The organism is Dethiosulfatibacter aminovorans DSM 17477 (assembly GCF_900142005.1).
In the GTDB taxonomy this organism is placed as follows: domain Bacteria; phylum Bacillota; class Clostridia; order Tissierellales; family Dethiosulfatibacteraceae; genus Dethiosulfatibacter; species Dethiosulfatibacter aminovorans.
In genome coordinates this window covers 26,125-42,306 of sequence record NZ_FQZL01000004.1, presented here as the reverse complement: position 1 = coordinate 42,306, position 16,182 = coordinate 26,125, and the positions used below count along the sequence as shown (strand labels likewise).

The following is a 16,182-nucleotide window of genomic DNA, read 5'->3' as shown; positions in this document are numbered from 1 at the left end:
GTCAGGTGCAAAATGTACAAGCTATTGATAGTAGACGATGAACCATTCATAAGACGGGGGATAAGATCCCTCATCGATTATGGAAAATTGAATATTGAAAAGGTTCTGGAAGCTTCAAACGGCGAGGAGGCCTTGGATATCTATGAAAAGGAAAAGCCCGAAATCATACTGGCTGATATTAACATGCCCAGAATGAACGGGCTTGTTTTTGCTGAAAAGGTGAAGGTGGACAACAAGGAGATACTCATAGCATTCATTACGGGATACGACTATTTCGACTATGCAGTAGCAGCCCTTAGGACGGGTGTTGATGACTATATATTGAAGCCTGTATCCAGGAAGGATATCGAGGGAGTTCTGAAAAAATTCACATCAATTCTTGAGGATAGGAACCGTGACAAAAAGGTATATGAAATTGTGGACGGACTCAATGATGAAGATGCATTGGATGACGGTGGATACGGGGAGAAAATGAAGAAAATCATCGATGAAAATATAGGAAACCATGACTTTTCCCTTACATTCATGGCCGACGAGATGGGATTCAGCACAGGCTATCTGAGCACAGTTTTCAAGAAGACCTTCGGGGTTGCATTTCAGGAATATGTATTGGACAGGAGGCTTTCAAGGGCAAAGATACTTCTTTTGACGACGGACAAGAAAAACTATGAAATAGCAGACGAGGTGGGCTTTGATGATGTGAACTATTTCGGTACACGGTTCAAGTCTGCCTACGGCATGTCCCCTAAGCAATACAAGAAGAAGGTGAAGACCGATGATGACCAGGTTTAGATTTCTCAAGTACCTGAAGGTCCAGGTGTCCCTCTATTTCCTTACGGCAAGTCTTCTCATAATTGCTATCCTCGGATCCATAATGTATTTCAGCATATCAAATGTAATCCTTCAGGACGAGCTTGCATCCACAAGGGATTCCGTAGACAGAAGCGGCAGGTATGTTGAGCTGTACATAGACAAGGTAAAGGCACTTTCCTCCATGATCGCCAAGGACCGGGTTATAACAGGATATCTGGAAGGCAATGATGGAATACAGAGGGTCTCGGTAATGGACAGGATCGAAGATGTTCTTTCAACGGACGAGTTTCTGGTTTCTGTGATAATTGTCGGGAAGGATGGAGCTGTCATATCCAATGAGAAGGAACTGGATATGACAGTGTCCGATGACATGATGGAACAGGATTGGTACAAGGACGTGGTCTACGGTGACGGCATGCCTGTCCTCACCTCTATAAGGATGCAGGAGTTTTCCATGGACAAGGACAGTTGGGTACTGTCCATCAGCAGGGAGATTGTAGACGAGAATGGTGAAAATCTGGGAGTCCTCCTCATGGACATTGGCTACAGGGTCATCGAGGACTACCTTCAAGGGTTGGACCTTGGAAGGGAAGGCTATGCCTATATACTCAACGACAATTATGAGGTGGTATACCATCCCGATACGCTCTACTTCACAGATGATGAAAAAATCGGCAAGCTTGTGGACATACTCAAGATGCAGGACGGATACGACAGCAACATGGGAATACTCACCCACCACTACAGCATAGAGGGAAGCGACTGGATACTGACTGGCATCTCGACCCTGGATAACCTTTCCATGATCCAGAGACAGATTCTCGAGACCTTCGCAATAGCAGGTCTCATACTATTCGCCATAACCATGGGAAGCGGAATATTCATAGCGGGAAGGATAACGGACCCCATCAAGGAACTTGAAAAGGCCATGATAAATATAGACGAAAACCTTGATGCTGAAGTTGACGAAAAGGGATGCTACGAATCCATAAACCTGGCGAAACATTTCAATGAGATGACGCTTAAGATCAGAGACCTAATGGATGACATAAGCAGCAAGGAAAAGTATCTGAGGACTTATGAGATAAATGCACTCTACAGCCAGATAAATCCCCATTTCCTCTACAACACCCTGGATACCATAATATGGATGGCGGAGTTTGGAGAAAGCGAGAAGGTAATAGACATCACCAAGTCCCTGGCATCATTCTTCAGGCTCTCCCTAAGCAAGGGAGATGAGATGATAAGTCTTGAGGATGAACTGAACCATGCCAGGGAGTATCTCTTCATTCAGAAGCAGAGATACGAGGACAGGCTTGAATATGAATTTTCCGTGGATGAGGAACTATTGCAGATGATGGTTCCAAAGATAATCCTCCAGCCCCTTGTGGAAAATGCAATCTATCATGGAATCAGGGAGCTTGAGAAGGGAGGAAAAATCACAATATCAGCAAAAAAAGTGAAAAACACAGTGGAACTGTTGATAAAGGATGACGGAAAGGGATTTTCTGTGGACAAGATAGAAAAATCCGACATAAAGCTTGGCGGAATAGGAATCAGGAATGTGGATGAAAGGATAAAGCTCTACTATGGAAATGATTATGGTGTTGAAATAAGTTCTGAAGAGGGGAAGGGGACGGAGGCTCTGATAAGAATTCCGCTACTCCATCTCCCTTAGCTGTACTTCCATCCTGTTTGAGAGAATCTTGTATGACAGTACTGTCAGAACAGCTATTATCAAAAGGTCGACGGCTGTAATAAGCATTGGCGACAGTTCATTATTCAGCATTAGAAAGGTCAATAGGCCTAGCCCTAGAGTCACAAGAGATCCTATCCCCATTGATATGAGTACGTTCAAGTTCTGCTTTACGGCTCTCTGGGGATTGTCCCAGTCGAGGAGGGGACGGGTGATGTCTATAGCAAGACCGGCCATTACGAGAGGAATGGATCCTGCCAGGCCAAGCAGGGCTGAAGTCAAAAGACCTGTGATTCCTACAGGTATGTAGAATCTTATTCCTGTTGACACGATGATTATTGTCAGAAGCTGCAGCAGCATTGGGGACAGTCCCTTGCCAATTATCTGGTCTCTTGTTTTTACGGGAATTATCCTTGATATCCAGAATGTCTTTCCCTCCCTTGAAAAGGCTGACGGTGCCGTCGGATTCATTGCAGCAAAAAACATGAATCCTCCAGCCATGCCGAAGGTGAAGTAACTTTCGTACATTGAATAGAAGTTCCCGAGTTCCTCTATATCACCTGCAGTGCCTGTCAGGGAAGGCATGACAAGGAGAATGAAGGGGATGAGAATAACAATGCTGACACAGTTGAACATGTAGATGGGTGTCTTAAGCAGGGTGATCATGTCCGCCCTGAATATGGCGATGTAATTCTTGGAAACCCTTCCTGAAGCTTCTTCCAGTTCCTTGCTTGTCAATTTTCTTTTCTTTGCCTGTGCTTCCTTTCCTCCGATTATTCCACCCAGATATATTTTTTCGCTTACTGCAACCATTGCTCCAAAGGCTGCTGCATTTGCAGTAATTATCTTCAGGAAACTCGTGACTGAAGCAATTCCGGAGTCGGAAAGGCTGATTGAAGTCCACTTTGAAACAGGGAAGTACCTTCCCATCATATCTATGAGTACCCTGTTGTCCTTGAAGAGGGTAGCGATGAATTCCTGTTCCTGACCGGGAGGGATTTGCACCATGCTTCTCTGAATGACTATCTGTATTCCCAGAATTACAAACATGAAAAGGAACATTGACACCAGTCTTATGAGGTCTTTCTTGCCCTTGATATTGGTGGTCCTCATAAGTACAATTATCACTATTGATGCAAATGAGAGGGGAATCACTGGTGTCAGCAGGAATGTAAGTGCTGATTTCAGTATATATAATATGATATTGCCGCCAACAAGACTTTTGTTGATGACAAGTATTGGTATTAGGAAGACGGCCAACAGGACATATTCATACACAAGTATGGTTATGAATTTTGAAACAACTATGGTTTTTCCCTTCAGTGGCAGGGGGATTAGCATTTCCGTATCCCTTGAGAAATAGTAATAGGACAATACATACAAAAGCCCGAAGAAAAAGACGATAGATGATGCCATATAGTGGGCAAGGGTGGAGAAATAAAGCTCTTGATTGAGCATTAGCAACGATTTGCTTAATTGTTTCAAAAATGTAACATAATAGTGGTAGGTAGGCATAAGGGCAATTATTACAAGAATGAATATAAGGGGCTTTGCCTTGTCCCTAGTGGTTACACTGTTTTTCGGATTGAGGCCGTGAACGTTGAAGTTGTTCATAAGGCTGGCTTTTGTAAGAAATAGTATTTCTCTCATTTTTCTGTTACCTCCAGGAATATACGTTCCAGAGACTCCTCTTTTCCGGCTTTTTGCTTGAGTTCAGCCATTGTTCCTTCGGCTATTATCTTTCCTTTGTTAATTATTGCGATTTTGTCACAAATCTTCTCTGCAACCTCCAATACGTGGGTTGAGAAGAATACTGTCTTTCCGTTGTCACACATTTCCCTCATTATCTCCTTTAGGTTGAATGACGATTTTGGATCGAGTCCCACCATTGGTTCGTCAAGTACGAAGAGGTCGGGATCGCTTATGAGTGCTCCCGTAAGGACAATCTTCTGCTTCATACCGTGAGAATAGGAACTGATCAGGTCGTTTACTGCATCTTCAAGTTCGAAGGTGCTGAGATATTTTGAAATCCTCTCTTTTCGTTCATTTTTACCTACGTTGTAGACGTCGGCCATGAAATTGAGGTATTCTATTCCCTTGAGCTTCTCATAGACCTGTGGGTTGTCGGGCACATAGCTTGTGAGGAGCTTTGTTTCAAGGCTTTCTCGTACTGTGTCCTTTCCGCTTATGGAAATACTTCCTTCATCCTGCTTCAAAAGCCCCACTATCATTTTTATGGTTGTTGTCTTGCCTGCGCCGTTTGGACCCAGAAATCCGTAGATTTCTCCTTTTCTTGCAGTGAAGGAAATATTGTCCACTGCTTTTTTTGTACCCTTTGAATATGATTTCGACAGGTTTTTAATTTTCAACATGATATTTTAAGGCCATAACTGCTATTCCGGCCTTCCTCCTATGAATTATTGTAAATGTTTTCATACTAAATGATTTATCAAATTAATGTACTCAAATTATTGATTAACCATGATGAAATCGATAATATCGTCAAGAAGAGGAGGGTAAACGGTGTTTTCTACATAATATTCCTGGGGCGTAGGCTTTTCTGTGCCGAACATGAGAAGGTGGTTAAGCCCTTCATACACCTTGAACTTGAAGTTTTCCTTCTGGGAAAGAGTATCCTGCAGGAGCTCCAACTCACTGACGGGAATCTGATAGTCCCTGTCTCCCTGAAGGACAAAGACCGGTTTTTCAATTTTCTCTGCAAGTGCAACGGGATCGTACTCAGCCAGGTCTTTCCAGTAAGCCTTGTAGGCTCCGAATATTATTTCTCCTTCCTCTATGTCATCGGGATTTTTCATCAGGTGTGACTGGATTATTGCTTCATCCAGCTGTTTCTGTTCCTCTTCGGTTACTTTTCCGTCAAGGTTTACCAGGTATTCATACTGATAAGGAACTATGTCTGCAAGGCTGGTATATATACCGGAAGCCATTATATAGCCCCCGGCATCATCGGTGACCTCTGCAATCCTTGGCATGAGATAGGCTCCCAGGCTGTGACCCAGTACAAAGATATTGTCACTGTCGATATAGTCTAGACTTGAAGCGAATTTCACAGCTTCAGCGGCATCATCTATGGTTTCGTCATATACTGTGAATTCTTCCAGATTCACTATGGATGACTGATAAGTATAGGTTCTTTTGTCGTATCTTAGAACTGCTATACCCTTCTCGGCAAGGTAGTATGCTATATCCTTGAATGGCTCGTTGAGGCCTACGGTTTCATTCATGTTGTTGGGGCCCGATCCATGTACAAGAATCAACAGGGGATATACGCCTTCTTCTTTTGGAAGGGTTATCTTTCCAGTGAGCTTCCAATCTTCAAGGCCGAATTCAACATCCGCTTCCCTGAGGCCTTCCGGCACCTCGTCTTCGCCGAATGTATAAATTGTGAAATTCAATCCTCCAATCTTTCCGTATGAATCGAATATAACATTCATGTTGTAGTTTTGTTTCTCGAAGAGTGTTCCTATGGCAACGGACTTGTATGTTCCAAGGATTGTAACTTCATTTCCATTGAAGCTTATGAATTCTCCCGAAGTCTTCTTGAGTTCTGCAAACATTTTTTCGTATTCTTCAGGATTCAACAGTTCTTCCATCTGTTTGCTGTGGGGATGCTTGTTGTATCCGTCTATGTACCTGCCTTCCAGAAGGTCCTTCAGGTAGGCGGTGGCCATTTCAACAAGTTGATCGTCTGTCAGGTTTTCAGGCTCGTCAAATCCAAAGGTGTATTCCGAGAAGTTTATTCCTGCAAGTCGTCCCTTCTTGTCAAATACTACATTTACATTGAGTGCTCCGTATTCGAAGAGAGCTCCTGAAGTAAAGATAATATAGTCTCCCTTGATATTTGTTTCCGAACCTTTGAATTCCTTGAATTCACCCTGTTGTTTATAGACACCATCCATGATGTTCTTGTATTTTTCAGGATCGACAGCATCTTCCATTGCGCTGTCATGAGGATAATTGTTGTAGGCTTCTTCATATTTTTCATTGAAGAGGTCCTTTAAGTATTTATTTCCGGTTTCTTCAGCATACTTTTCGTCAGCTACGATATCCTCCTGCATTTCTTCAGGTGGTTCGTCTTTTTTACATGATGTGGAAAAAACAATAATCAAACATAATAGCAGTAAAAATGGTTTTTTCATAGTTGGTCTCCTTCCGGTTTTGTCTTTGATTTGGCATGGCCAAAGCAGAGTGACTGATTTCTTGCGCTGAGTCGAGCATAAATATTATCAGTATTTAAAATATATATAAAATAAAATGAATAACCTTACTGTTTTTATTATATAATAAATATAGACCATAAAAAAGGTGCTTATATATAAATATAGGAAGGAGGAGGATAATATTTTACCTGTTCGGTACTTGATGCAGCAAAAATGGGGAAGGTTGCATTAAAAATGCAGGCGAAATTGCAAAACCGTAAGATGAGCGCCCGTTTATTACAAATTCTTAACAAAATAATCGTTTTCCCTATTTCCACATTTTTTCAATTGTGTTACTATTGCTTTGAAGTTCAGTCGACGAAATTTTGATTTAGCATAATGTTTAAAGAATTAAAATTTATGATTTATGGAGGAACAAAAAATGAACGCTTACATTGAAAGAGTATTGGAAACTACAAAGAAGAGAAATGCTGCAGAGCCTGAATTCCTACAGGCAGTTGAAGAGGTACTAAAATCTTTAGAACCTGTTATAGAGAGACACCCGGAGTATGAAAAGACTAATCTTCTTGAGAGGCTTGTTGAGCCTGAAAGACAAATACATTTCAGAGTATCATGGATTGACGATGAAGGTAACGTACAAGTTAACAGAGGATTCAGAATCCAGTTCAACAGTGCAATAGGACCTTATAAAGGTGGTTTGAGATTCCATCACACAGTTTATCAGGGAATAATCAAATTCCTTGGATTCGAGCAAATATTCAAGAACTCACTTACAGGACTTCCTATAGGTGGAGGTAAAGGTGGATCAGACTTTGATCCTAGAGGAAAATCTGATGCAGAAATCATGAGATTCTGTCAAGCATTCATGTCAGAACTTTATAGACACATTGGACCTTACATTGATGTTCCTGCAGGAGACATCGGAGTTGGTGGAAGAGAAATCGGATACCTGTTCGGACAGTACAAGAGACTTCAAGGTGCATACGAGAACGGAGTGCTTACAGGTAAGGGACTTTCTTACGGAGGTTCATTGATCAGACCTGAGGCGACTGGATTTGGAGCTACTTACTTCTGTAGAGAAATGCTTAAGCATGAGGGAGAATCAATAGAAGGAAAGACTTTCGCAGTATCAGGATTCGGTAACGTTTCATGGGGAGCTTGTACGAAAATAACTCAGCTTGGCGGAAAGGTTGTTACTATTTCCGGTCCTGACGGATATGTATACATTCCAGACGGAATCAAAGGCGAGCAAATTGATTTCCTTCTAGAAATGAGAGCTTCAGGAAAAGACAAGGTTAAGGATTTCGCTGACAAGTACGGCGTTGAATATTTTGAAGGCGAGAAGCCTTGGGGCAGAAAAGTTGATGTAATCATGCCATGTGCAACTCAAAACGAGATTCATATGGAGGATGCGAAGAAAATTGTTGAGAACGGAATCAAGTTCGTATGCGAGTCTTCAAATATGCCTACTACAAACGAAGCACTTGAGTTCCTGATGGAGAACGGTGTGGTAATAGGACCTGGAAAGGCTGCCAATGCAGGTGGTGTTGCAACTTCAGCTCTTGAGATGTCTCAGAACAGTATGAGAATGTCTTGGACAGCAGAGGAAGTTGACAGGAAGCTTCAGGAAATCATGAAGAACATCCACGACAGTGCAACTGCTGCTGCAGGAGAGTACGGATTCGGATACAACCTAGTAGCCGGTGCAAACATTGCAGGATTCAAGAAAGTAGCTGAAGCTATGTTGGCTCAAGGTATTGTTTAATATAGATATAGTATAATAATAGAAGTAAACCAAGTCACAGTCTTTTTCAAGGCTGTGACTTTTCTGATGTTTTCTATTGCGCGAGAGACAAGACAAGTGCAAGATAGTTTTGCTTTATGCGGAATAAAATAATATAATTGAAGTATAGCTGAAATTATATTTTTTATCAGGAGGAGTTGTTTTGGATAATAATGGTGTTGAAAACAAAGGTAAAAAAGAAGGGTTTTTAGCCAGAAAGAATATTGAGATATCAGTGAAGAGATATCTTATAGACACATTGGGATTTATGGCACTGGGATTGTTTGGCACCTTGATAGTTGGAAGCATACTAAATGTAATAGGACAGAAGTCGGGAATCACCTTTCTGTCAGAGACGGTATGGCCCATAGCAAGAGCAATGACAGGGCCTGGAATTGGCGTTGCTGTCGCCTATGGTCTTCAGGCACCTCCGCTGGTCATGTTTGCGTCAACAATGACGGGAGCAGCCGGTGCAGCCCTTGGAGGTCCTGTAGGAGCTCTTTTGGCTGGACTTGTCGGTGCAGAGTTCGGAAAGCTTGTTTCACGGGAGACAAAGCTTGATATTATTGTAACTCCTGCAGTGACAATAATAACAGGAATGCTGGTGGGTACCCTTGTAGGACCTGGAATCAATGCTTTCATGACTGGATTTGGCAATCTCATAAATGCAGCTACAGAACTGCAGCCCATACCGATGGGCATTCTGGTATCTGTATTGATGGGAATAGCATTGACTTTGCCGATCAGCAGTGCAGCAATCGGCATTATGCTGGGTCTTGGAGGTCTTGCTGCAGGAGCCTCGGCAGCCGGGTGTTCGGCGCAGATGATAGTATTTGCCGTTATAAGTTTTGAAGTCAACGGCATAGGAGGATTGTTATCCCAGGGAATTGGAACTTCAATGCTTCAGGTCCCCAACATAGTAAAGAACTGGAAGATATGGATACCTGCCATTGCCACTTCGGCAATTACAGGTCCATTAGCAACTGCGTATTACGGAATGGAGAATACTGCCATAGGCTCGGGTATGGGAACGTCCGGACTGGTTGGACAGTTTGGTGCAGTCGAGGCAATGGAAGCTGCAGGCAAGGGAGGAGCTGAGATGTATATAGCAATTATTATAGTTCATTTTCTACTGCCTGCATTTCTTGGGCTGCTGTTTTACAATGTCATGAAGAAGATGAAGCTCATAAAGGCAGAGGATTTGAAGCTGGATATATGATTTACATCTTAAGGAATACAGCGGGTATAAGAAAGCGACCGAAAGGGTCGCTTTTATTTACATGACGTTCGAGATAATTCCGGTATCTGGGAATTAACATTCATTTGAACGTCAGATAATTCGAAGGACTCGATGTCCTGAGAATTTTATTATGCTGTTTTTCTCAGCATTGTTTTTACAGTATCATCTAAATAAGTATGATTTATTTCAGTTATGTCAAAATTGGCCAGTCTGAATGCCAGGTTCACAAAGAATCCTACAGAAATAGCCATAACGGCTGTTCCGATACCTACTTTACCGCCCATAAAGTATCCAAAGACTAATGCCAATGATTCTATTCCGCTTCTGATGGTCTTGACCGACAAGGGTGTTCTTTTCTTTATTACAGATACAAGGCCGTCTCTGGGACCTGATCCCCATCCTACACCAACGTAAATTGCAGTTGAGTAGCCTACTAAAAACATACCCATGAACATCATGGTGTAGCTCAAGTATATGTTTTTAAATATGGGAACCAAGTTATTGAACATAAGTAAATCTATATAGATGCCTACAAGTGCCATATTAGCAACTGTACTCCATCCGATTTTTTCCTTGAATATGAAATTGATGATTATAATAACAAATCCTACTAGAATGGTGGCTTGGCCTATGGTTAGTCCCAGCTGAAGCCCGACTCCCTGATGAAAAACAGTCCAGGGTGACATGCCCTGATCAGCATTAATGGTCATGGTGATGCCTAAAGCGTATAAAAATTGCCCGATGTTCATAATTAGAAACTTTTTAAACAAATCTTTCATATTTGCCTCCTGGAAATAAAATTTGAAATCAACTTAGTTTTAATCAATTGTACCACCTGTACAAGTGGTGTCAACGAAAGTTTTGTTTTTAACAGTATGTGCAGGTGACAATGCAGCCTTGTCAAAAAAATATTCAATCAGTATATAATGCAAGAAGGTGTGTTAAAACTTGCGCAATCAATAACGTTTTCCTATGAAAAATCAATAAAGGACGTTTCAAGGTTGAAATAATAAAGATTGGAAAAAGAAAACATAACTCAAGTTAACATGATATTAAATTCACAAAAAGATACATGTTTAATAAATATTACTCAGATATGCAATATAATAAAACATTATAAGAATGATGAATAATTATAAAAATATATTTACATTCTTGGTTTCTGATTTTTTTTGACAGTCCGTTAACAAAGGTTGTATATTTAGCATGGAGATATGTTGGAAAATGCTGTAACTAGCTTATTGCAACGCATATGTGTTATGTCTGGATATGAATGTTTTTGATTGCGCGTAACATAGGAAACGAAACATCTAAACGTTTCAAGATTGAAACGTACATAAAAATGCATAGTTTGAAAGGGAGGGCAATTGTTACGATTTGTTAATGAAATAGTTGTTTTTCCAGGTTTTCACTTTTTTTCTATTGTGTTAATATTGCTACTAGATTAGCTGACGACGAAACAGCAATCAAAATCAAAATTAAAATTTAAATTATGAACCTATGGAGGAAACAAAATGGCAGAAAAAACTTTAAATCCATTTGAGATTGTTCAATCACAAATCAAGGAAGCGTGTGATGCTTTAGGAGAAACACAAGAAGTATATGAAATGCTTAAGCAGCCAAAGTCTTGTATGGAAGTTGCTATACCAGTAAGAATGGATAATGGAGAACTAAAAATATTCGAAGGATTCAGATCTCTTCACAGTGATGCAGTTGGTCCTGGAAAAGGCGGAATCAGATATCACCAAAACGTATCAAGAGATGAAGTTAAAGCTCTTTCAGCTTGGATGACTTTCAAGTGTTCTGTTGCAGGAATACCTTACGGTGGAGGAAAAGGCGGAATCATAGTTGACCCAAGAGAAATGTCCAAGGGTGAAATCGAGAGAATGTCTAGAAAATTTGTTGAGCTTATATATCCAGTAATTGGTGAAAAAGTTGATATTCCAGCTCCAGATGTAAACACTACTCCTGAAATCATGGGATGGATGGTAGACGAATTTTGTAAATTGGAAGGAGAACAAAGAATCGGCGTATTCACTGGAAAGCCACTTGCGATAGGTGGATCTCTTGCTAGATTCGAAGCTACAGGTTACGGCGTTGCTCTTATGATGAAGGAAGCTTTCAGAGTTAAAAATATAGATATGAAAGGCGCAACTGTTTCCGTACAAGGATTTGGAAATGTTGGTAGATTTGCGGCACTTTACGCTCAGGAAATGGGTGCAAAAGTTATAGCTGTATCTGACGTTTCTTGTGCGCTTGTTAATGAAGATGGTATTGACATAGCGGCTCTTTATGAGTATGTAAATATTCCTGAAAACAAGAACATGATCAAAGGATTTGAAGGAGCTAGAGAATATGACAGAGATTCTATCTACGATATGAAAGTTGATCTGTTCGCACCATGTGCACTGGAAAACTCAATTACTTCCGAGACAGTTAAGCGTTTGGATGCTAAAATAGTTGTTGAGGGAGCTAATGGTCCTACAACTCCTGAAGCCGACAAGGTGCTCCAGGAAAGAGAAATACTTCTTGTACCTGATATCCTTTCAAATGGTGGTGGAGTTATGGTTTCATACTTCGAGTGGGTACAAAACCTACAGGGATATTATTGGTCTTTTGAAGAAGTTCAGGAAAAGCAGGAAGTTAAAATGGTTAACGCATTCAATGACATCTACAAGCTGATGGAAGAAAGAAATGTAACAATGAGAGTTGCTGCATTCATGATGGCAATTAAGCGTGTAGCAGATGCTATGAGATGCAAAGGATGGGTTAAGTAATCCAGAAATTCAATACTATATAAATATTAAAACACCTCTTACATTAATGTGAGAGGTGTTTTGCTTTATGAAGCGCTTAAAGGTATTGTTTCTCTAATGATTCCAGTGCTTTGATTCCGAGACTTGTAATAGTGGTGCCTCCTCTACCGTTGGACAATTTAACCAAGTTATATACTTGCATTACGGTAAGCATTTTTTTGATTTGTGCTTCGCTCAAGAATAGATCGCTATCTTTAGACATGCTCAATATGCTTCTTCTTCCTATTCTGGTTCTGTTTTTGTAGCTGGAATGCAAACACTCTAAAATGAATTTATAATTTTCGCGTTCTAGTTTTATTGTTTCAAAGAAACTCAACAAATTGTTATCTAAATCAGGATACATAACAGCGGATGGTGATTTTTGCCTTAAGATATTGTTTAAATCATATGGTGCAATAATATCCTTACCCAATGTATTCAGATACTCAACGCAGTTTTTAAGTTCCCGAATATTTCCTCCCCACGGATAATTTTTTAATATTTCAGTTGCTTCAGTGGACAGCTCGAAACCAGCTTTTATATTATTTTTTTGATTTTCAAACAACAACAATATGTCATCAGGTCGCTCTCTCAAAGGAGGAAGTGTGAGTGGAAGTACATTCAGTCGATAATATAAATCATTCCTGAATTTACCCTCTTCAACCAAATGCCATAGATTCTTGTTCGTGGCAGAAATTATTCTGATGTCAACAGGAATTACATTGCTGCCACCGACTCTCGTCACTTCTCTTTCTTCCAGTACCCTTAACAATTTTGCTTGCATAATGCTGTTGATTTCCCCTATTTCATCCAGAAATATTGTCCCTTTATGCGCCAGTTCAAAATAGCCTGGTTTCCCGCCTTTTCTGGCTCCGGTAAATGCGCCTTCTTCATACCCGAACAACTCACTTTCCAGAAGATTTTCAGGCAAGGCTGCGCAGTTCACTGCGGTAAAAGGATGATTTCTTCTGTTGCATGCATTGTGTATGGCTTGAGCAAACATTTCCTTCCCTGTGCCGCTCTCTCCATAGATTATCATTGACAGGTCAGATTTGGCTTGTTTCTCGGCCAGTTTTTTTATTTGTATGAATGAATTGTCGCAGCTCAAAATATCATCGAAAGTATATTTGGCATTATAATTTTTGCCAACGAGCTTGGAACGCAGAATAAACTGTGACTGCTCTTTTTTGTTGAAATCGTTAATGATGATTACTGCGCTTGAAGCCTCGTTGTATGTAGTTACGGGAACTGTCTTGATGGAAAGATCCTTTGAACTATATTTGATGATAGTAGGTTCGCTTTCCTTTAAGGTTTTGAATACATTTTCGAATTCAATCTGGGGAATGATGTCCTTGATTTTTGAATTCAGCAAATTGCTTTTCCCGCCAAGTATGGCAAATGCCTTTTCGTTGAAAATGTCAATACTGCCTTCTCTGTCAATAATGATAATGCCGTCATCAACAACGTTTAAAAGACTTAGAATCTGGTTTTTCAATAGATTGCTTTTGTTCAATTGAGATATGAGGCTGTTGTTGACAATTTTTATGGTTTTCAGATATTCAATAAAATAGTCTTGCGTCAACAAATGTTCCAGGTTCAAAGAAATTGCTATTTCTGTCAAAGTATCGACATCTATTACCCTGTGTCCAATATCTATTATTTTATCAACAAAATCCGGCACGATTTCTGACTCTCCAGGTGTGATTGCAACATCTGTTTTATGGAAACTTTCTATTCCCGGGAAATAAGGCAAATATTTCAAATGATCCAATCCCAAATCATGAAAGAGTACGATTGTTTCCATTGTTGTCTCAAAATCGGTGTTGACAACCAAAACAGTGGTGCCGGAGGGTATTTTTTGGATTTGTTCATATTGGCGGTTGTTTATTGTGTTTTTAAAGACCAGTACCTTTGAATTCTTCGGTATGCTTCTAATAGACTTGTGGTACAAAGAAGGTATTGAAGTCAAGAACAAATCGGCATCAATTACCTCGTCGATGGTATTGTTATCGTAGGAATATGAACTTACTTCAACATCATCCTTAAACAAATTTTTTAATGCGTTGGAATGAAAGTCGGCATATTCTGAAGAGGTGGTAATTATAGCTATTTTTTTCATAACGGTCGTATCCTTTCTATAATTCTATGGGATAATTATAGCATAACTTTATCCCGGTTTATAGATATAACATTGAAGTATTTCTGGTGTTTTATATATTGCATAAAAAATAATTAATTTAATATTAAAATGCAAAGGCCTGAATTAATTGAAACGGCTGGGTGATAGCTTGCTAATTGGATATTGCTTGTTGTGGTTTTTGCTTGTTGGATGGACGGACTTAAATTGGCATGCTTTGTGCTTATGTAGATAGGTGTCGACAAACTGAAAAAAATGAATTCATTGTTTCAAGCAAATCAAAGTTACAATCTTATACGTATAAGTAAAGTGAAAATATGTTAGGAGACTGGAATTGATGATTAGAAACAGAGGGACACAAATAATAAAGAAGGGTTCTGTAGTCAAAGGAAAAATGAACGAACCTGAAATTGCACCGATATATCTTACGACTGCCTTCCATGGAAAAGATTTGGATGATTTGGAGAAATACTATTCTGAAAAAGGTTATACTTACAACAGAATCAGGAATCCGAACCGCGATGCTCTTGCAGAACTGGTAACATATCTGGAAAATGGAGAAGATTCAATGATTTGCAGTTCGGGTATGGCTGCGATATCAACAATATTTCTTTCGATGCTGGCAGTGGGTGACCATGTTGTTGCAAACAACAATTTGTACGGCGAGACCTTGGACTTGTTGAAGTCGCTGAAAAGATATGGTATTGAAACAACGGTTGTTGATTTCAACAACTTGGAAGAATTGGAAAGTGCCGTAAGAAATGAAACAAAGGTGATATATACGGAAACAATATCTAATCCGCTTATGACAATAGTTGACATTGAAGCGGTTTCCAATATTGCCCATAGAAACAATGCAAGACTGATTGTGGACAATACATTTGCGACATCTCTAATGTTCAGGCCGTTGGATTTTGGAGCGGATGTTTCGATCAACAGTCTAACGAAATTTGCAAACGGTCACAGTGACGTGGTAGGTGGAGCTGCAACATCCTCCAAAGAGTTGATAGGCAAAGCGAAAAGTTTGCAGGCTCTGCTTGGCTGTACAATGGATTCCTTTTCATCATTCTTGTGTCAGCGTGGCATCAGGACGATGGATCTTCGTGTAAAAAGGCAAATGGATAACGCGAATGCCTTGGCAGGAGTCTTGGATCGCAACCCCAATGTGCTGGGTGTCAATTATCCGAATCTGGAAGGGCATCCACAACATGAATTGGCAAAAAGAATTTTTGAAAATGGTTATGGTGCAATGCTAAGTTTTGAGCTTCCGGAGGACAGGGACAAAGTCAACAGGTTCATGCAAGAACTGGATATAGTCAAATATGCCATGACTCTAGGGGGATACAGCACAACCCTGTCTTACCCTGTTCTGTCTTCTCATTTCCAGTTTACCAAAGAAGAAAGATTGAAGATGGGAATAAGCGATGGGCTGATGAGGGTATCGGTAGGCATTGAGGATATTGAAGATTTGATAAATGATTTTACGAAAGCCTTAAGGGTGTTTGAATAAATATTGGATTTACAGCAACAAAAACAA

Annotated in this window: 11 protein-coding genes; 6 read left to right on the top strand and 5 right to left on the bottom strand. The window is 40.2% G+C overall.

Translation table 11 applies throughout. The annotated features are described in order from the left end of the window. The first annotated feature begins 12 nt into the window (after nucleotides 1–12). A complete protein-coding gene (locus BUB05_RS00180) occupies nucleotides 13–792 on the top strand; it encodes a response regulator transcription factor (protein ID WP_073045356.1) in 780 nt (259 codons plus the stop codon). Continuing rightward, nucleotides 776–2,491 carry a cache domain-containing sensor histidine kinase gene (locus BUB05_RS00175; RefSeq protein WP_073045354.1) on the top strand — a complete coding sequence of 572 codons (1,716 nt, stop codon included), beginning with the start codon at nucleotides 776–778 and terminating at the stop codon, nucleotides 2,489–2,491. Before BUB05_RS00180 ends, BUB05_RS00175 begins: the two co-directional genes overlap by 17 nt. On the opposite strand, the gene BUB05_RS00170 is transcribed toward BUB05_RS00175, so the two are convergent. From BUB05_RS00170 to BUB05_RS00160, 3 genes are all read right to left on the bottom strand, one after another. Further along, nucleotides 2,474–4,159 (bottom strand): putative ABC transporter permease subunit, encoded by a 1,686-nt coding sequence (locus BUB05_RS00170; protein WP_073045351.1) that lies wholly within the window; start codon nucleotides 4,157–4,159, stop codon nucleotides 2,474–2,476. The genes BUB05_RS00175 and BUB05_RS00170 overlap by 18 nt on opposite strands. Beyond that, the gene (locus BUB05_RS00165) at nucleotides 4,156–4,881 is read right to left on the bottom strand and encodes an ABC transporter ATP-binding protein (protein WP_073045349.1); all 726 of its coding nucleotides are present in this window, start codon (nucleotides 4,879–4,881) and stop codon (nucleotides 4,156–4,158) included. Before BUB05_RS00165 ends, BUB05_RS00170 begins: the two co-directional genes overlap by 4 nt. Before the next feature lie 96 nt (nucleotides 4,882–4,977). Then, nucleotides 4,978–6,669, bottom strand: a complete 1,692-nt coding sequence (locus BUB05_RS00160) for an alpha/beta hydrolase (RefSeq protein WP_073045346.1) — start codon at nucleotides 6,667–6,669, stop codon at nucleotides 4,978–4,980. A 442-nt stretch (nucleotides 6,670–7,111) separates the two neighbouring features. On the opposite strand from BUB05_RS00160, the gene gdhA reads away from it, so the two are divergent. Beyond that, entirely contained in the window at nucleotides 7,112–8,455 is a 1,344-nt protein-coding gene (gene gdhA / locus BUB05_RS00155) for an NADP-specific glutamate dehydrogenase (RefSeq protein ID WP_175548482.1), read from the top strand. A gap of 181 nt (nucleotides 8,456–8,636) precedes the next feature. Beyond that, the gene (locus BUB05_RS00150; RefSeq protein WP_073045338.1) at nucleotides 8,637–9,692 is read left to right on the top strand and encodes a PTS sugar transporter subunit IIC; all 1,056 of its coding nucleotides are present in this window, start codon (nucleotides 8,637–8,639) and stop codon (nucleotides 9,690–9,692) included. 149 nt (nucleotides 9,693–9,841) lie between these two features. On the opposite strand, the gene BUB05_RS00145 is transcribed toward BUB05_RS00150, so the two are convergent. Further along, complete coding sequence (locus tag BUB05_RS00145; RefSeq protein WP_073045336.1) at nucleotides 9,842–10,492, bottom strand: YczE/YyaS/YitT family protein; 651 nt, start codon at nucleotides 10,490–10,492, stop codon at nucleotides 9,842–9,844. 735 nt (nucleotides 10,493–11,227) lie between these two features. Between BUB05_RS00145 and BUB05_RS00140 the strand changes: the two genes are divergently transcribed. Continuing rightward, nucleotides 11,228–12,490: a Glu/Leu/Phe/Val family dehydrogenase gene (locus BUB05_RS00140; protein ID WP_073045334.1), complete on the top strand. Its 1,263-nt coding sequence runs from the start codon at nucleotides 11,228–11,230 to the stop codon at nucleotides 12,488–12,490. 76 nt (nucleotides 12,491–12,566) lie between these two features. On the opposite strand, the gene BUB05_RS00135 is transcribed toward BUB05_RS00140, so the two are convergent. Next, nucleotides 12,567–14,627: a sigma-54 interaction domain-containing protein gene (locus BUB05_RS00135; RefSeq protein WP_073045331.1), complete on the bottom strand. Its 2,061-nt coding sequence runs from the start codon at nucleotides 14,625–14,627 to the stop codon at nucleotides 12,567–12,569. A gap of 355 nt (nucleotides 14,628–14,982) precedes the next feature. On the opposite strand from BUB05_RS00135, the gene BUB05_RS00130 reads away from it, so the two are divergent. After that, nucleotides 14,983–16,155, top strand: coding sequence for a trans-sulfuration enzyme family protein (locus tag BUB05_RS00130; RefSeq protein ID WP_073045327.1), 1,173 nt, complete (start codon nucleotides 14,983–14,985; stop codon nucleotides 16,153–16,155). The last annotated feature ends 27 nt before the right edge of the window (nucleotides 16,156–16,182 follow it).